This window comes from Sphingomonas degradans (genome assembly GCF_053502645.1).
Map to the genome: position 1 here is coordinate 3,419,973 of NZ_CP177172.1, position 16,993 is coordinate 3,436,965.

At 67.5% G+C, this 16,993-nt stretch carries 17 protein-coding genes and 1 tRNA gene; 11 read left to right on the forward strand and 7 right to left on the reverse strand.

Going from position 1 to position 16,993, the window contains the following annotated elements; all coding sequences use genetic code 11:
* Nucleotides 1–239 precede the first annotated feature (239 nt).
* Entirely contained in the window at nt 240–866 is a 627-nt protein-coding gene (locus tag ACG3SL_RS15545) for a 2-dehydro-3-deoxy-6-phosphogalactonate aldolase (RefSeq protein ID WP_448662078.1), read from the reverse strand.
* Nucleotides 863–1,735 carry a 2-dehydro-3-deoxygalactonokinase gene (locus tag ACG3SL_RS15550; protein ID WP_448662079.1) on the reverse strand — a complete coding sequence of 291 codons (873 nt, stop codon included), beginning with the start codon at nt 1,733–1,735 and terminating at the stop codon, nt 863–865. The genes ACG3SL_RS15545 and ACG3SL_RS15550 overlap by 4 nt, the downstream gene beginning before the upstream one ends.
* Nucleotides 1,736–1,887: 152 nt before the next feature.
* Between ACG3SL_RS15550 and ACG3SL_RS15555 the strand changes: the two genes are divergently transcribed.
* From ACG3SL_RS15555 to ACG3SL_RS15570, 4 genes are all read left to right on the forward strand, one after another.
* Nucleotides 1,888–2,634 (forward strand): FadR/GntR family transcriptional regulator, encoded by a 747-nt coding sequence (locus tag ACG3SL_RS15555; protein ID WP_448662080.1) that lies wholly within the window; start codon nt 1,888–1,890, stop codon nt 2,632–2,634.
* 163 nt (nt 2,635–2,797) lie between these two features.
* Entirely contained in the window at nt 2,798–3,736 is a 939-nt protein-coding gene (locus ACG3SL_RS15560) for a Gfo/Idh/MocA family protein (protein ID WP_448662081.1), read from the forward strand.
* 55 nt (nt 3,737–3,791) lie between these two features.
* Nucleotides 3,792–3,865: transfer RNA gene (locus ACG3SL_RS15565), tRNA-Gly, on the forward strand.
* Between the two features lie 89 nt (nt 3,866–3,954).
* Complete coding sequence (locus ACG3SL_RS15570; protein ID WP_448662082.1) at nt 3,955–4,248, forward strand: DUF6916 family protein; 294 nt, start codon at nt 3,955–3,957, stop codon at nt 4,246–4,248.
* 30 nt (nt 4,249–4,278) lie between these two features.
* On the opposite strand, the gene ACG3SL_RS15575 is transcribed toward ACG3SL_RS15570, so the two are convergent.
* A complete protein-coding gene (locus ACG3SL_RS15575) occupies nt 4,279–4,908 on the reverse strand; it encodes a phage tail protein (RefSeq protein ID WP_448662083.1) in 630 nt (209 codons plus the stop codon).
* A 216-nt stretch (nt 4,909–5,124) separates the two neighbouring features.
* Here ACG3SL_RS15575 and hemW point away from each other — a divergent pair, with 216 nt between their 5' ends.
* Entirely contained in the window at nt 5,125–6,270 is a 1,146-nt protein-coding gene (gene hemW, locus ACG3SL_RS15580) for a radical SAM family heme chaperone HemW (RefSeq protein ID WP_448662084.1), read from the forward strand.
* Nucleotides 6,271–6,392: 122 nt separating this feature from the next.
* Nucleotides 6,393–7,073, forward strand: coding sequence for a type 1 glutamine amidotransferase domain-containing protein (locus tag ACG3SL_RS15585; protein ID WP_448662085.1), 681 nt, complete (start codon nt 6,393–6,395; stop codon nt 7,071–7,073).
* Between the two features lie 220 nt (nt 7,074–7,293).
* Here the strand turns inward: ACG3SL_RS15585 and ACG3SL_RS15590 are convergent, their stop codons facing one another.
* Nucleotides 7,294–8,100, reverse strand: a complete 807-nt coding sequence (locus ACG3SL_RS15590) for a hypothetical protein (RefSeq protein WP_448662086.1) — start codon at nt 8,098–8,100, stop codon at nt 7,294–7,296.
* A gap of 352 nt (nt 8,101–8,452) precedes the next feature.
* The gene (locus ACG3SL_RS15595) at nt 8,453–9,661 is read right to left on the reverse strand and encodes a penicillin-binding protein activator (RefSeq protein ID WP_448662087.1); all 1,209 of its coding nucleotides are present in this window, start codon (nt 9,659–9,661) and stop codon (nt 8,453–8,455) included.
* An 11-nt stretch (nt 9,662–9,672) separates the two neighbouring features.
* Here ACG3SL_RS15595 and rsmI point away from each other — a divergent pair, with 11 nt between their 5' ends.
* Nucleotides 9,673–10,506, forward strand: coding sequence for a 16S rRNA (cytidine(1402)-2'-O)-methyltransferase (rsmI, locus tag ACG3SL_RS15600; RefSeq protein ID WP_448662088.1), 834 nt, complete (start codon nt 9,673–9,675; stop codon nt 10,504–10,506).
* A 4-nt stretch (nt 10,507–10,510) separates the two neighbouring features.
* On the opposite strand, the gene ACG3SL_RS15605 is transcribed toward rsmI, so the two are convergent.
* Nucleotides 10,511–10,690, reverse strand: coding sequence for a hypothetical protein (locus ACG3SL_RS15605; RefSeq protein WP_448662089.1), 180 nt, complete (start codon nt 10,688–10,690; stop codon nt 10,511–10,513).
* 98 nt (nt 10,691–10,788) lie between these two features.
* On the opposite strand from ACG3SL_RS15605, the gene ACG3SL_RS15610 reads away from it, so the two are divergent.
* Genes ACG3SL_RS15610 through ACG3SL_RS15620 form a run of 3 tightly spaced genes read left to right on the forward strand, consistent with a single transcriptional unit; the run spans nt 10,789 to nt 12,752 of the window.
* Nucleotides 10,789–11,151 (forward strand): YraN family protein, encoded by a 363-nt coding sequence (locus ACG3SL_RS15610; protein ID WP_448662090.1) that lies wholly within the window; start codon nt 10,789–10,791, stop codon nt 11,149–11,151.
* A gap of 43 nt (nt 11,152–11,194) precedes the next feature.
* On the forward strand, nt 11,195–12,151 hold the full coding sequence (gene gshB / locus ACG3SL_RS15615; protein ID WP_448662091.1) for a glutathione synthase: 957 nt from the start codon (nt 11,195–11,197) through the stop codon (nt 12,149–12,151).
* 10 nt (nt 12,152–12,161) lie between these two features.
* Nucleotides 12,162–12,752 (forward strand): DedA family protein, encoded by a 591-nt coding sequence (locus ACG3SL_RS15620; protein ID WP_448662092.1) that lies wholly within the window; start codon nt 12,162–12,164, stop codon nt 12,750–12,752.
* On the opposite strand, the gene ACG3SL_RS15625 is transcribed toward ACG3SL_RS15620, so the two are convergent.
* Complete coding sequence (locus ACG3SL_RS15625; RefSeq protein ID WP_448662093.1) at nt 12,749–13,213, reverse strand: Lrp/AsnC family transcriptional regulator; 465 nt, start codon at nt 13,211–13,213, stop codon at nt 12,749–12,751. The genes ACG3SL_RS15620 and ACG3SL_RS15625 overlap by 4 nt on opposite strands.
* Nucleotides 13,214–13,341: 128 nt before the next feature.
* Between ACG3SL_RS15625 and putA the strand changes: the two genes are divergently transcribed.
* Entirely contained in the window at nt 13,342–16,968 is a 3,627-nt protein-coding gene (putA, locus tag ACG3SL_RS15630; RefSeq protein WP_448662094.1) for a trifunctional transcriptional regulator/proline dehydrogenase/L-glutamate gamma-semialdehyde dehydrogenase, read from the forward strand.
* The last annotated feature ends 25 nt before the right edge of the window (nt 16,969–16,993 follow it).

Below are 16,993 nucleotides of genomic sequence, written 5' to 3' on the forward strand. Positions count from 1 at the left end.
TGGGGGCGAGGATGCAGCACGGGCCTTGCAGCGGCATCGGACGTCGAGTGGCGATGCGTTAAAGGAAACGACAGCCGCCGGCCCCTTCGGGCAGGCATAGAGCACAGTAAAACCGCGCCCTTCGTTCCCCTGCGCAAGCAGGGGCCCAGAGTCGCCAAGCGATATACTATCCAACCCTGGGCCCCCGCTTTCGCGGGGGAACACCGGGGAGCATGCAGCACGGGAACGTGGGAGGCCGCTTACCCTAGCGCGGCGATGAAGGCGCGGGCGTTGGCGCCGACCTGTTCGGCGGTCATGCCGGGCTTGAACAGCGCCGAGCCCAGGCCGAAGCCGGCGGCGCCTGCGGCCTGCCACGGCGCCATCGTGTCGGGCGTGATGCCGCCGACCGGGAGCACGCGCACGTCGCGGGGGAGCACGGCACGCATCGCCTTGAGCACCACGGGGCTCGCCGCCTCGGCCGGGAACAGCTTGAGCGCAGAGGCGCCGGCGTCCAGCGCGGCAAAGGCTTCGGTCGGGGTCGCGATGCCGGGCAGCGAGACCATCCCCGCCGCCGCGCTCGCCGCGATCACCTCCAGATTGGCGTTGGGCGAAATGACCATGGTGCCCCCCGCCGCCTGCACCGCCGCGACATCGGCGACGCGCAGCACGGTGCCCGCGCCGATCACTGCGCGCCCGGCAAAGCGCCGCGCCAGCCGCGCCACGCTGTCCAGCGGATCGGGCGAGTTCAGCGGCACTTCGATCAGCGTGAAGCCGGCATCGACCAGCGCATCGCCGATCGCCTCGACCGTATCGGGCGTGACGCCGCGCAGGATGGCGACGAGCGGGCACCGGGCAAAGCCGGCGTCGAATGCGGTCAGGTCTGTCATGCGATGTGCTTTCCGATTTCCAAAATGCCCGCGACGAAGGCCGCGTGGCTGTCCACCAATTGGGTGCGCTTGCCGTGCGATTCCACTGCCGCTGCGTACAACGCGCCGAGCGCGGGATCGGCGAGGATGTGGATGCAATCATGCCCCGTGCGGGCGATGCGCGCCGCGACATCGGCGCCGATCAGCAGCCCGCTGCAATAAGAGGGCGCGTCCGAATCGTCGCGGCGGCCCAGCATCTTCGCGGCGCGGATGCCGAACAGCGACGCGGCGAGATCGCCCCGCGCGCCCTCCGCCACGCCTTCCAGAAACGCCGCGCCGGGCGTGACCTCGCCGCCCAGCTGCGCCGCCAGCAACCCGTGGCTACGCAGCAGCGCGAACAACTCGCCGGTCATGGCGGTGGTGAAATCGGCGACGCGCCCGTCCGCCATCTCGGCCCATTTGCAATGGGTGCCCGGCTGGGCGAGCAGCGAATCGGGCGGCACCAGCCCGGCGGCGACCGCGCCCAGCAGCTGGACTTCCTCGCCGCGCATCACGTCGGCGCGACCCTGCGCCAGCGTGGAGATACCCGGCACGATCGCCGTGCGCGCGTCGATCCACAAAAGCCCCCCGGCGATCTCGGCGACGCCCGCCGGGGCCGCGACATAGGGCACCGCCTGCCAGCCGATATTGGAACCGACCATGCCGGCCAGCAGCATCGGCAGATCGCCGAATGCCGCGCGGATCGCTGCTGCCTCTGCGGCGAAATCGCTGACGGCGGTGACGCCCTTGGCATCGCGCTCGGTCGCGACGACGCGGCCGTCCTCGATCCGGAAAATCCGCCGGTTGGTCGTGCCCCAGTCGATGGCAAGAAAGCGCGGGCCAAACATCATCGCATCCTCTCGTCGCACCCGGATCGATGCCGGCGCCGCTCATTTATCTTATTTATTCCCCTTGTCCAGCGGCGCCACTGCGGTACGCTGCACAGGGGCAAAGCGAGCCGCGGACCTCCGCGCAAGCATCGCGGCGAGAGTGGGAGTACCGGATGTCGATCAATTATCCCCGGCTGGACAGCGAAGATGCCAGGCCGTCGCTGGGCCGCAACCTGACCTATGGCATGCTGGACAGCCTGGGGCGCGCCATCGTGACGGGCCATTACGAGCACCAGCCCTTTCCCACCGAAGCCGAGCTTGCCAAGCAGCACGGCGTCAGCCGATCGGTCACGCGCGAGGCGGTGAAGATGCTGACCGCCAAGGGCCTGCTAAGCGCGCGACCGCGCCAGGGCACGGTGATCCGCCCGGCGGCGGCGTGGAACCTGTTCGACACCGACGTGCTGCGCTGGCTGCTCGAGCGCAAATTCTCGGTCGAGCTGCTCCGGCAGTTCAACCAGCTGCGCGTCGCGATCGAGCCCGAAGCGGCGGCGCTGGCCGCGCGATTCGCAAACCCCGCCGCGCTGCGCGAGATCACCGCCGGGCTCGCGCGCATGGAGGAAGCCGAGCGCGGCCTGGAAGACCCGCTGGAAGCGGACATCGCCTTTCACGTCGCGATCCTGCGGGCGTCGGGCAACCCGTTCTACGCCCAGTTCCGCGACGTGGTCTCCACTGCGCTGCGCACGTCGATCCGCTTCACCAACCGAATCAAGGGGCGCAGCGCGAGCGTGGCCGACCATGAGGCAGTGCATGATGCGATCGCGGTCCACGATCCGGATGCCGCACGCGCGGCGATGCGTGCGCTGATCGGCGACGTTCTCGAGCTGATCGACCAATCCGCGCACGAAGCCGCCGACGCGTGAGAGACCGTTTGAAAATTCGCGAAAGAGCGAATTTCAAGGCGGCACCAGCGCATTTTCAAACAAGCTCTGACCGCGCCGCGCGCTGCGCTTGCGCCCGGCCTTTGTCGGAGTAAATAGCGCCCGCAGCCCTGCGGGGCGCCATCGTATAACGGATCGGAACAAGATGACGGAGTGGAACGGGAAGGCGATCAGGCTGGGCCTGGTCGGGATCGGCAAGATCGCGCGCGACCAGCATTTGCCGGCGCTTGCCGGCGACGCGCGCTTTGCACTGGTGGCGACTGCGAGCCGGCATGCGCATATCGACGGAGTGCCGGCACATAGCGATATTCAGGCGCTGATCGCCGGTGGCCATGCGCTGGACGCGGTCTCGCTCTGCACCCCGCCCGAGGGGCGCTATGCCCAGGCAGTGGCCGCGATCGATGCGGGGCTGCACGTCATGCTCGAAAAGCCCCCTGCCGCCGCACTTTCCGAAATCACCGCGCTCGCGGCGCGGGCGCAGGCGCGCGGCGTCACGCTGTTCACCACCTGGCATTCGCGTGAGGCGGCGGGCGTCGCCCCGGCGAAGGCGTGGCTGGCCGACAAACAGATTCAGGCGGTGCGCATCACCTGGCGCGAGGACATCCGCCGCTGGCATCCGGGGCAGGAATGGATCCTGGCCGCCGGCGGGTTCGGCGTGTTCGATCCCGGCATCAACGCGCTGTCGATCGCGACGGCCATCCTGCCCGACGCACTGATCGTCGAATCGGCATGGATGGACGTGCCCGAGGGCCGCGCCTCGCCACTCGCCGCCGGGCTGACCATGCGCTGCGGCACTGCCCCCGCCACCGCCGACTTCAATTTCCTCCAGACCGGCCCGCAGACCTGGGACATCGAGATCGACACCGATGCCGGCACGATGCGCCTGTCGATGGGCGGCAGCATCCTGCAACTGCCGGGCGAACCCGAACGCAAGGCGCCGGACCGCGAATATGCCGGGCTCTATGCCCGCTTCGCCGAACTGGTCGCGGCCGGGCAGAGCGAAGTCGATGTCCGCCCGCTCCAGATCGTCGCGGACGCATTCCTGCTCGGCGAACGACGTATCAACGAGCCCTTTGCGTTTTAGGGCGTTTTAGGGCGTTGACCCGTGCCGGGTGCTTGTGGCACTCGGCCCGTGGCTCGCGGGTATAGCACAATGGTAGTGCAGCAGCCTTCCAAGCTGAATACACGGGTTCGATTCCCGTTACCCGCTCCAGCCCCTCCTTCCCGCGCTGCATAAGACAAGGCTTTCCGGCGCGGCGATCCTGCGCCAGACTATGCCCGCAGGCTTGGGGGAGTGGGGCCATGATAAGGTTGGTGACGCCGGAGGATTTCGAGCCCTGGGTGGGACGAAAGATACGGGTGAACACCGCCCCGCGCCCGGTGGAGATCGTCCTGGCACGCCTCCGCCGGATGCCGCCCATCGTCGGCACCGATTTCCGCGCGCCGTTCGAATTGCTGTTCGAATCGCATTGGAACGTCGTGCTGGTCGACGATTCGTACGAATGCGACTGCGGGCGCGGCGGTCCTTATCGAATCCACCTCACCCAGATCGTGCCCAAGGACAGGACGCGGCGGTATCAGGCGCTCTTCACCTGAACCGCCGCGCGGTTACGACGCTCGCTTCAATCATTCCCGTGGCGGATAGAAACCCGTGGTCGCGATGATCGTCGTCACCGCAAGGAAGGGCGGCATTGTCGAGACCGGCGACCCCGCACCGGTGAGCGCGACGTCCACGGTACCCGCGATGCCCGATATGCTGCCCGTCACGCCCGCGAGCGATACCTGGGTTCCCTGCGCATTCGCCTTGTCCGCCGGAACATAGAAGGTGGGCGAGACATCCTCGTCCGCAGCGCTCCCCAGATAGGATCCGGCTGCCGGCTCTGCGGTCTGGTCGTCTTCGAGCCCAGCGATCGCAGTCAGCGCACCGGTGAACTTGGGGCTCCCCGTTGAAGCGAAGGTGGCCGTGTGCGTATGGGGTGGCAACTGCGACACCGTAAGCGTCGTCTGTTCCTGTCCGCCGTGATCGCCCAGGCTGCGGGAAGTCAGGGAAGGCGCCGATCCGGTGCCGATGAGCGCGCGCCCCCGGGCATCGGGCACGCAGAAGCTGGTCCTCCCGTCGCCGCCGAAATTCGTTCCAAGCAACGTGAACAACGCTTGATTCTGCGCGATAGGTATCGAAGCACCGTTGCAGTTCAGCCAGCCCGACGGAGCATAGCTGAAACCAACCTGGATGATCTGACCAAAGAACGGCTCCATAAACCCCTCCCTGCAATCGACTCGATTTCCGTAACTACCACAATCTATTATGCAACGCGATTCTCATTCGAGCAATTGCGCGGCCTACCCCGCCCGCAGACTGAATCGTTTGTTTTCGACAACGTCTTTGCTCTGCGTCGCGATGGTGCGCCGGTGCCGAAGCGCCGGCCTTTGCCAGCACCGCGTTATCCGGCTACGGGAACGCGCGACCCTTGCATGACAGACACTTCCCCCCCCTTTGCGCTCTACGTCCATTGGCCGTTCTGCGTGTCGAAATGCCCCTATTGCGACTTCAACAGCCATGTCCGCGAGACCGTGGACCAGGAAGCGTGGCGCGCCGGGCTGCTCGCCGATCTGGCGCATGAGGCGGCGGCGCTGCCGGGGCGGCGGCTGGGGTCGATCTTTTTCGGTGGTGGCACGCCTTCGCTGATGCCGCCCGCGACCGTCTCCGCGCTGATCGATGCGGCCGGGCAGCACTGGACCTTTACCGACGACATCGAGATCACGCTGGAGGCGAATCCCTCATCGGTAGAGGCGGCGCGCTTTGCCGATCTGGCGGCGGCTGGGGTGAACCGCGTGTCGCTGGGGCTCCAGGCGCTGGACGACGAGGCGCTGCGCTTTCTCGGCCGCGCGCACGGCGTGGACGAGGGGCTGGGCGCGCTGGCCACCGCACAGCGGGCGTTCGCGCGGGTGAGCTTCGACCTGATCTATGCCCGCCCCGACCAGAGCCTGGCCGATTGGGAAGCCGAGCTGCGCCGCGCGATCGGCTTCGGCACCGAGCATCTCTCGCTGTACCAGCTCACGATCGAAGCGGGCACGCGCTTTGCCACGCTGTTCGAAAAGGGCGAGCTGGCCGCCTATGATCCCGACGCCGCTGCCGACCTGTTCGAAGCGACGCGCGCGATCACCGCGGCGGCGGGGATGCCCGCCTATGAGATATCGAACCACGCCCGCGCAGGCGCGCAGAGCCGGCACAACCTGACCTATTGGCGCTATGGCGATTATGCGGGGATTGGCCCCGGCGCGCATGGCCGGCGCGACGGCCTGGCGACGCTGCGCCACAAAAAGCCGGAGAACTGGATGGCCGCGCTGGCGCGCAACGGCCACGGCGCGCAGAGCGAGACCCCGCTGGCGCCCCGCGAGCGCGGGGTCGAGGCGCTGCTGATGGGGCTGCGGCTAGGCGAGGGCGTGGACCTGACGCGGGTGGATGCCGTGTCGGGCGGCACCGCGCCGCTGGACATGCGCGCGGTCGCGACGATGGAGACGCAGGGGCTGGTGGTGCGCGAGGGCACAAGGCTGCGCGTGCGCGAGGCAGGAATGCCGGTGCTTGAGGCGATATTGCGCGAGATCGTGGCCGCCTGACGCCCCTGGCCGCGCGCGCCGCCCCTTGTGCGGCGGCAGCCACGCCACCATCTGCCGCAGTCCCGGCAGCGCATCGCCCCCTCCCCCCGCGCGACGCTGCCGGCCCCACGGAGATTCCCGACATGAAAATTCTGATGGTCCTCACATCGCACGACCAGCTGGGCGATACCGGCCGCAAGACCGGCTTCTGGCTCGAGGAACTCGCCGCGCCCTATTATGTGTTCAAGGATGCAGGCGCGCAGATCACTCTCGCCTCGCCCAAGGGCGGCCAGCCGCCGCTCGATCCGGTGAGCAATGCGCCCGACAGCCAGACCGACGACACCCGCCGGTTCGAAGCCGATGCCGAGGCGACGGCGCAGCTGGCCAGCACGGTGCGGCTCGATAGCGTGACGCCTGCGGACTATGACGCGGTCTTCTATCCCGGCGGCCACGGTCCGCTATGGGATCTGGCCGAGGACAAGGGCTCGATCGCGCTGATCGAGGGCTTTCTGGCGGCGAACAAGCCGGCCGCCCTCGTCTGCCACGCGCCGGGCGCGCTGCGCCACGTCAAGAACCCCGACGGCACGCCGCTGGTCCAGGGCAAGCGCGTCACCGGCTTCACCGACAGCGAGGAAGAAGCGGTCGGACTGACCCAAGTCGTCCCCTTCCTGGTCGAAGCCGAACTGCGCGCGCTGGGCGGCAGCTTCGAGCGGACCGGCGACTGGGGCGTGCATGTGGTGCAGGACGGCCTGCTGATTACGGGGCAGAACCCGGCTTCGTCCGGACCGGCGGCGGACAAGCTGCTGGAAGCGCTGCGCGGTTGAAGGTGTAGGAGGGCGCTCAAGGGAGCGCCTTCCTGTGCCTAAGCGTGAAGCTACGCGCTTCTGAGCGGAATTCCGAACTAGCGGGCGCTAGACGCTCGCCCCCTTCTGGGCGGACTGGACCGCGCAATTTTCCGACACCGCACGACTTTGGCATTTTCCATGTGCCGCCTACACCTTTTGGCGAGCGCATTTCCAATAGGGCAGGCTTTTTGTGATCCGCCTACCTTTTCGCAGCGTAAGCACCGGTCACTATGAGCTTCACGCCTGGCGTTTGCGGGTCGTCGATCGAAGCGTCAAAGCCGCCAACAAGCTCTTCGCCAGCCGGTCCGGTTAAAAAGGCCTGCGAATGCGCACCGGAAATTGAACCAAGAAAGTAGTCCGGTTCCGGGCGAGGGTATGGCGACTCGTCAAATTTGAGAACACCGAGATCGAATGAAACACCTGATTTGTCGTCTCTGGCAGACACGTGAATTTCGGATGTGTAGCGATTGGTGACGAAGTCTATTTTGAACTGCACGGTCCCCGTCAGTTCGTAAACATGCGAGCTGCCGGTCGCACTGGCCTGCCCGAGCAACAACCCGCTGTAATTTCTCGAACCGAGGTTCGTCAGCTTCGTGACCCGGTCATAGATAAGACCATAGACGATCGGGCTCGCACCTGTTTTCAGAATGTTATCTGCCGGGTCTTGGTAGGCAGCCGATATGAATGCGAGGCTTGAGTAAACTAGCGGCAGACTCATATTATTCGCGCCCAGGTTCAGCTCCTTGAGCGCGTAGGAAACCCCGTCTGCTTGCTGACGATATATCGAGAACGTCTGATTTGAAGCTGCCGCATCGAGGACTAGCGACGGCGGTCCCTTGATCACCGCTTTTGGGATGAGATAGGCTGGAAAAAACACAGTGATCCGGCGATCGCGCGCCGAGTACGAAGCCGGCATGCCCGCGCCAATCGAGAGATTCTCTGTGTAGGTGACCTTCCCGGTAGAGAGGTCGCGGTAATAACCGTTGCTCCCGGTATAGCCCGACAAGGCAGTGTCCGCAGAAAGCGTCAACAAAGTCGGCGCCGCAGCTGGATTGGTTGGCGTCGTCGTCGCAGGCGAGGCAGTCGCCGTAGGAGACGGGGTCACCGCGATCGAGCCAGGACTTGCGCTTGAGCCGGACCCGCCTCCGCCGCAGCCGCCAAGCAGTAGAGCAATAAGCGATGAGGCCAAGAGACTTGGCCCGTGATTAAAGTCCCTCATGCACAAGCTATGCAGCTTTGGCGGGATATTTGGAAGCTCCAGCATGATCCGAGCAGAAACTATTGGATCCAATATCACCTTATTCGATAAATATCGGCCCTATTGTATGGCGAGGAAGAGGGACGGGTTGAACCGACCCTCAATTCCCCGCGAAATTCGCCGGTGCCGGCGATACCGTCGTCACCGTGCCGCCCTTGACCTCCTGCACTTCCAGCGCGCGTTCGGCGATGCCGTCGCGGCCGAAGCGGAACGCGCCGTCGAGACCGGCAAAGCCGTCGCGGTCGGTCAGGCGGCTGGCCGGGAATTCGTCACCCGGGCGCCAGTCGCGGGCGATGCGCACGGTCAGCAGCACCGCGTCATAGCCCAGCGTCGACAGGCGATAGGGCGCGGCGCCGAAGCGCGCGCGGTATTTCACGGCATATTGGCGATAGTAATTGTCCGGCACGCTGGCGAACCATGCGCCGTTGAGCACGGCCTTTGCCCCCAGCCCCGAATCGGTGTTCCACAATTCGGTGCCGAGCAGCCTAGCGCCCTTGCCCGCCGGGGCGCGACGGATCAGCGGCACGGCAGCGACTGCGCTTTCCGCGCTGCCCGCGATCAGGATCGCCTGATAGGGCGAGCGGCTCAGCTTCGCGATCGCGCCGCTGAGCGAGCCGGGGCGGGCGTCATAGCTTTCCAGCGCGAGCACCTTGCCCCCGGCCCCTTCGACCGCGCGGAGGAACGGGGTGGAGGCGCGCTCGCCATAGATGCCCGCCGGGATCAGCCCGACGAAATCGGTGATGCCGCTGCGCGCGGCGTAGTCCACGACGCGCTCGATCGATTGAGCGGGCGAATAGCCGAGCACGAAGGTGCCGCCGCCCGCCGCCGTCACATCGTTGGAAAAGCTGAGGACGGGCACCCGCGCGCGCTTGGCGATCGGCGCGACGTCGCGCGCGTCCTCGGCCAGCAACGGGCCGAGGATCAGGCGATTGCCCTCCGCGATCGCATGTTCCGCCGCCGCCGCCGCGCCGCCGGGCGCGCCGGTGTCATAAGTGGTGATGCGAAGCGCGTCGCTCTTGGTGTCCAGGATGGCGAGCTGAGTCGCGTTCTGGAGCGAGCGGCCGACGCCTGCGTTCGGGCCGCTGAGCGGCACGAGCAGTGCAATGCGATGGCGCTCCACGTCCTGGGGCAATCCGGGCTGGAGCGGCGCCGCCGGGCGCGGCACCGGGCGCGCGGCCGGCGCGGGGCGCTCGGACTCGGGAATCACGCGCCCGCCGGCGCACGCGGCCAGCAAAAGCGTTGCGCCAATTGCGGCGGATCGGAGGATGTTTGCCAAACTCCGTTGCGGTTTCACTGCACCGTCTGCCATGACTCTCCCCGATGACCTCAAAATTAGCGCCCGGCCTCTATATCGTGGCCACCCCAATCGGCAATCTCGGTGATCTGAGCCCACGCGCTTCGGAAATACTGCTGAGCGCCGATATTGTTGCGGTCGAAGACTCGCGTGTGACAGCCGGGCTGTTTCGCCATCTGGGGGCAAAGGGGCGGATGACGCCCTATCACGATCACAATGCCGATGCCGTCCGGCCCGGACTGGTGGCGCGGATGGGGAGCGAAGCGGTGGCGCTGGTCTCCGATGCGGGCACGCCGCTGATTTCCGATCCGGGGTTCAAGCTGGTGCGCGATGCGCGGGCGGCGGGGCACAGCGTCACGACGATCCCCGGCCCCTGCGCCGCCGTGGCCGCGCTGACGCTGGCGGGACTGCCGACCGACCGGTTCCTGTTCGTCGGCTTCCTGCCGTCCAAGATGCAGGCGCGCGCCGAAGCGATTGCCGAAGTTGCCGCGATCCGCGCGACGCTGATCTTCTACGAATCGGGGCCGCGCCTGTCCGCCGCGCTGGGCGCGCTGGCCGAGGGGCTGGGCGACCGCGAGGCGGCGGTTGCGCGCGAAATCACCAAGAAATTCGAGGAATGCGTCACCGGCAGCCTGCGCGAGCTTTCGGCGCGCTATGCCGACGCGCCGCCCAAGGGCGAGATCGTCGTCATCGTTGCCCCGCCGGGCGAGGCCCCGCCCGCCAGCGCCGAGGATGGCGACGCCGCGCTGGCCGAGGCGCTGACGCGGCTGCCCCCGGCCAAGGCGGCGGGCGAAGTGGCGAAGAAGCTCGGGCTGGACCGCAAGGCGCTCTATGCGCGGGCGATGGCAATGAAGGCGTGAAAGCTCAGGCGAAGGCGGCGTTGAGCGCCTGCATTTCGTCCGCGCCGGTCAGTTCGGACAATTGGCGCAGATAGGATTCGGCGATCGCACGCCGGCGCTGCATCGCTTCTTCGGTCAACGCACGGCGCGCGGCGGAGAGTTCCTGCGCGGCGCGGCGGCGATAATAACGTTCGTTCGATTCCATCGTCTGCCCCAGCCCCCTGGTAGCATGAAAAAAACCGTCTCGTCCGAGTCGGTTGCGCCATGTTAGGCAAAGTTATCCACAGGCACGAGTCAGCGTATATGCGTAGCACAACCGATCGCCGCATTGCGGAAACGCGTGGTCGCGAAGGCGAGCAGCGGGCGGCGTCGTGGCTGTCGGACAACGGGTGGGAGATCCTCGACCAGCGCGTCCGCACCCCTGCCGGCGAAGTCGATCTGGTCGTGCGGCGCGGCACGCTGGTCGCCTTTGTCGAGGTCAAGACCCGCGCGACGGCGCAGGCGCTGGACCATGCGATCGACGAGCGGCGGCTGGCGCGCGTCGCGGCGGCGGCGGAATATCTGATGTCGCGCTATGCCGGGCCGGGCGACGACATCCGCGTCGACGTTATCCTCATTGCCCCCCGCACCCCGCCTCGCCATATCGAGAACGCCTGGATGGGGTGACTTATTCAACTAAGTCACCTAAAGGCGATTCTCAGGAGGCCTCATGTCGCTCACCGTTGCCGTTCAGATGGACCCGCTCGACCAGATCAATATCGCGGGCGATTCGAGCTTTGCGCTGATGCTGTCGGCGCAGGCGCGCGGGCACCGGCTGTTCCATTATGCGGCAGAAGACCTGAACTATGCCGATGGCCGCGTGTGGACGCGCGCGCATCCGGTGACGGTTCAGCGCGTGGTCGGCAACCATTTCGAATTCGGCGACGCAGTGAAGCTCGACCTGGGTGAAGAGGCCGATGTGGTGCTGATGCGCCAGGACCCGCCGTTCGACCTGGGCTATATCACCGCGACGCACCTGCTCGAGCGGATTGCGGACCGGACGCTGGTGGTCAACGACCCCGCCAGCGTGCGCAACGCCCCGGAAAAGGTCTTCGTCCTCGACTACGCCCAGTTCATGCCGCCGACGCTGGTGACGCGCAGCCTGGAGGAAGCGCGGCTGTTCCTGGCGCAGCATGGCGAGATCGTGGTCAAGCCGCTGCACGGCAATGGCGGCAAAGCGATCTTCAAGGTGGGCAGCGACGGGGCGAACCTGTCGGCGCTGATCGAAGTGTTCAACACCGCGTATCGCGAACCGCACATGATCCAGGCGTTCCTCCCCTCGGTCGCGCAGGGGGACAAGCGGATCGTTCTGATCGACGGCGAAGTCGCCGGCGCGATCAACCGGATTCCCGGCGAAGGCGAAATCCGATCGAACCTGGCGGTCGGTGGGTCGGCGGCCAAGACCGAGCTGACCGCGCGCGAGGCGGAAATCTGCGCCGTGCTCGGGCCCGAGCTGAAGAAGCGCGGGCTCCTTTTCGTGGGTATCGACGTTATTGGCGGCGAATGGCTGACGGAGATCAACGTGACCTCGCCGACCGGAATCGTCGCGATCGACAAGTTCAACGGCACCGATACTGCGGCCCGCATCTGGGACGCGATCGAAGCCCGCATCGCCGCGCGCGGCTGATCGGACGGGCATGACCGACTGGCTCGACTGGGGGTATTGGGGCGTTTTCCTGCTGATGGTGCTGGAGAATGTGATTCCCCCGGTGCCGTCCGAAGTCATCATGGGTGTCGCCGGGATCAAGGTGGCCCAGGGCGAGATGCATTTCTGGCTGCTGGTGCTGGTCGGCACGCTGGGCTGCGTCGTCGGCAATCTGTTCTGGTGGGAAGTGAGCCGGCGGCTGGGCTATCACCGGTTCAAGCCGTTCGTCGATCGCTGGGGCCGCTGGCTGACGCTGGAATGGGAAGACGTCGAGAAGCTGCGCCGCTATTTCGATCGCTGGGGCGGCGTCACGGTGCTGGTGTTCCGGTTCATGCCGCTGGGGCGCACCGTCATTTCGATCCCCGCCGGGCTGATGCACATGCCGTTCTGGCGTTTCACGCTCTACACCGCGCTGGGCAGTGCGCTGTGGAACTTCATCCTAGTCGCGGTCGGCTATTATCTCGGCACCACGTTCGACGCGATCGAGCATTGGATCGCGCCGGTGGTGGTGGTGTTCGTCGTCGTCGCGCTGATCGGCTATGGCTGGCGCGTCCTGACGTGGAAGCCGCGCAGCAAGCGCTAACCCCGCCCGTCGAGCACCGTTTCCATCGCGACGAAGGTGGAGGTGCTGGCGACATGGGGGAGCCCGGAAATCTTCTCGCCCAGCACATAGCGATAGCGGCGGATGTCCGACGTGCGCACCTTGAGCAGATAGTCGAAGCTGCTCGCGATCATGTGGCATTCCTCGACTTCGGGGATTTTCCGCACGGCAGCGTTGAACGCCTTGAGCGCAGCCTCGCGCGTGTCGGACAGTTTTACTTCGGTAAAGGCGACATGGTCGAGCCCCAGCTTGACCGGGTCGATCATCGCGCGGAAGCCGAGGATATAGCCTTCGTCGATCAGCCGCCGCAGCCGGACCTGCGCCGGAGTCTTGGACAGCCCGACCTTTGCCGCCAGATCGGTGACCGTCATGCGGCCGTCCTCGGCCAGCGCATCGAGGATCGCGCGATCGAAACGGTCGATTTGCCCAGTTTCCGCCTTCATGCTGCACACTCCGTCTGCCTGACGGTCGATATATAGGCGATCCTGCCCAAAGCCAGCGCGCGATTGGACGGATCGCCGCGCAGTTTGATGGTAGGATGGCAGCATCCAGCATTTTGTAAGGCCCGCCCGTGTCCGCCCCCTTCGCCGATTTCGCACCCCCGATCCGCCCCGCAGACCCGGCACGCGCCGCGATCACCGCCGCCGCCCGCCTGCCGGAGCCGGTGTGCGTGCCGCCGCTGGTGGAGGCCGCCACCCTGCCCCCCGAATTGCGCGCACAGGTTGCCGCGACCGCCCGCACGCTGATCGAAGGGCTGCGCAGCGGGCGTCCGCCTGCGGGCGTGCAGGCGCTGGTGCAGGAATATGCGCTGAGCAGCCAGGAAGGCGTCGCGCTGATGTGCCTTGCCGAGGCGCTGCTGCGCATTCCCGACACCGCGACGCGCGACGCGCTGATCCGCGACAAGCTGGGCGGCGGCGACTGGGCCGCGCATCTGGGCGGCGGGCGTTCGCTGTTCGTCAATGCCGCGACCTGGGGGCTGGTCGTCACCGGCAAGCTGGCCGACAGCGCCGATGACGCCGGGCTGTCCGCCGCGCTGACACGGATGCTTGCGCGGGTCGGCGCGCCGGTGATCCGCCGGGGCGTGGACCTGGCGATGCGGATGATGGGCGAGCAGTTCGTCACCGGCCAGACCATCGACGAGGCGCTGCGCCGCGCCCAGCCGCTGGAGGCGCGCGGGTTCGGCTATTCGTACGACATGCTGGGCGAAGCGGCGGCGACCGCGAAGGACGCGCAGCGCTATTATGACGATTATGCCCGCGCGATCGACGCGATCGGCGCGGCGTCGGCCGGGCGCGGCGTCTATGCGGGGCCGGGCATCTCGATCAAGCTGTCGGCGCTCCACCCGCGCTACAGCCGTGCACAGGCCGGGCGGGTGATGGGCGAGCTGTTGCCCCGCGTCCGCGCGCTCGCGGCGCAGGCGCGCGGATATGGCATCGGCTTCAACATCGATGCGGAAGAAGCCGACCGGCTCGAACTCTCGCTCGACCTGCTGCAATCCCTCGCCGAAGACCCGGCGCTGGGCGACTGGGACGGGCTGGGCTTCGTCGTCCAGGCCTATGGCAAGCGGTGCCCGCTGGTGCTCGACTGGATCATCGCGCTGGCGCGGCGCACCGGGCGGCGGATCATGGTGCGGCTGGTCAAGGGCGCCTATTGGGATGCCGAGATCAAGCGCGCGCAGGTGGACGGGCTGAGCGACTATCCCGTGTTCACGCGCAAGGTTTACACGGACGTGTCGTACATCGCCAACGCGCGGAAACTGCTGGGCGCGCGCGACGCCGTGTTCCCGCAATTCGCAACGCATAATGCGCAGACGCTGGCCACGATCTACACGCTCGCCGGGCCCGACTTCAAAATCGGCGACTATGAGTTCCAGTGCCTGCACGGCATGGGCGAGCCGCTGTACGATCAGGTGGTGGGCGCCGACCGGCTGGACCGCCCGTGCCGCATCTATGCGCCGGTGGGCACGACCGAGACGCTGCTCGCCTATCTGGTGCGCCGCCTGCTGGAAAATGGCGCCAACTCGTCGTTCGTCAATCGCATCGCCGACCCGGATGTGCCCGTCGAGGCACTCATCGCCGATCCCGCCGAGCAGGTACGGGCGATGGCCGAACCGGGCGCGCCGCACGACGCGATTCCCCTGCCCGCCCGCATCCTGGGCACGCGGCGCAATTCCGCCGGGCTCGATCTGGCGAGCGACGCCGCGCTGTCGGCGCTGACCCCCGCGCTGGCCGAAAGCGCCAGCACCGAATGGCGCGCCGGCACGCATGGCCTGGCGCGCCCGGTGCTCAACCCCGCCGACCACCGCGACTGTGTGGGCTTTGTCTACGACGCCGACCCGGCAGAGGCGCAGGCGGCAGTGATGCGCGCGCTGGAGGCAGCGCCGGGCTGGGCCGCCACGCCGGTGGCCGCGCGGGCTGCCGCGCTGGAGGCGGCGGCGGATGCGCTGGAGGCGCGGATGCCGGTGCTGATCGGGCTGCTGATTCGTGAGGCGGGCAAGTCCGCCGCCAATGCCATCGCCGAAGTGCGCGAGGCCGTGGATTTCCTGCGCTATTACGCGGCACAGGCACCCGCGCTCGGCGGGGCCACCCCGCTCGGGCCGATCGTCTGCATCAGCCCGTGGAATTTCCCGCTGGCGATCTTCACCGGCCAGGTGGCCGCCGCCCTTGCCGCCGGCAACACCGTCCTCGCCAAGCCGGCGGAGGAAACCCCGCTGATCGCGGCGGAGGCGGTTCGCATCCTCCACGCCGCCGGCATTCCGCAGGGCGTGCTCCAGCTGGTGCCGGGCGACGGCCGCATCGGCGCGGCGCTAGTCGCCGCCCCCGAGACGGCAGGCGTGATGTTCACCGGATCGACCGAAGTCGCCCGGCTGATCCAGGGCCAGCTTGCCGCGCGCACCTCGCCCGAGGGCCAGCCGATCCCGCTGATCGCCGAGACCGGCGGGCAGAATGCGATGATCGTCGATTCCTCGGCGCTGACCGAACAGGTGGTGGCCGATGTGCTCGCCTCCGCCTTCGACAGCGCGGGCCAGCGCTGTTCGGCGCTGCGGCTGCTGTGCCTGCAGGACGAAATCGCCGACCGCACGCTGGAGATGCTGCGCGGCGCCGTGGGCGAGCTGGTGGTCGGATCGCCCGCGCGGCTTGCCGTGGATGTCGGCCCGGTCATCACCGAAGAGGCACGCGGCAATATCCTGCGTCACGTCGATGCGATGCGCGCTGCCGGCCACCGCGTCGAACAGGCCGCGCTGGGCGAAGCGACCGCGCACGGAACCTTCGTGCCGCCGACGATCATCGAAATCGATTCGATCGCCGACCTTAGCCACGAAGTGTTCGGGCCGGTGCTCCACGTGATCCGCTTTGCCAGCACCGATCTCGATACGCTGGTCGACGCGATCAACGCCACTGGCTATGGCCTGACCTTCGGGCTCCACACCCGGCTGGACGCGACGATCGAGCGGGTGACGCGCCGGGTGCGGGCGGGCAATCTCTACGTCAATCGCAACGTCATCGGCGCCGTGGTGGGCGTGCAGCCCTTTGGCGGGCGCGGCCTGTCGGGCACGGGCCCCAAGGCGGGCGGGCCGCTGTACCTGACGCGGCTGGTGTCGCAGGCAGCACCGACGGACGTGCCGGGAAAGGCGCCCCGCGACGCCGGCGCGCTGGCGCTGCTGGAATGGGCGCACGGCCATGCCCCGGAAGAGGCCGAGGCCCTTCGCGCCGTGGTGGCGCAGGCGCGGACCGGGCTGTCGGTCGAGCTGCCGGGGCCGGTGGGGGAGCGCAACCTCTATGCGCTGCACCCCCGAGGCCGCATCGCGCTGGTCGCGCGCAGTCCACAGGGGTTGCGGGTGCAGTTCGCCTCGGTGCTGGCGACCGGCAACGATGCAGTGATCGCGACCTCGCTTGCGCGGCCGGAATGGCTGGCAGGGCTGGGCGAGGCGGCGGCGTCCCGCATCGTCTGGGCGGATACTGCGCTGGAGGCGCCCGATCTCGCGGCGGTGCTGGTCGAAGGCGACGCCGGTGACACGCTGACCGTCGCGCAGTTGCTGGCGCAGCGTGAAGGTGCGATCATCCCGTTCCAGACCCGCACGCGCGAAGCGCTGGCAGCGGGCGATTGCTATGTGCTCGAGTGGCTGCTCGAGGAAGTGTCGACGTCGATCAACACGACGGCGGCGGGCGGCAATGCGACGTTGATGGCAGTGGCTTGAGGGCGAGCCCTGTCTCCCGCGAAAG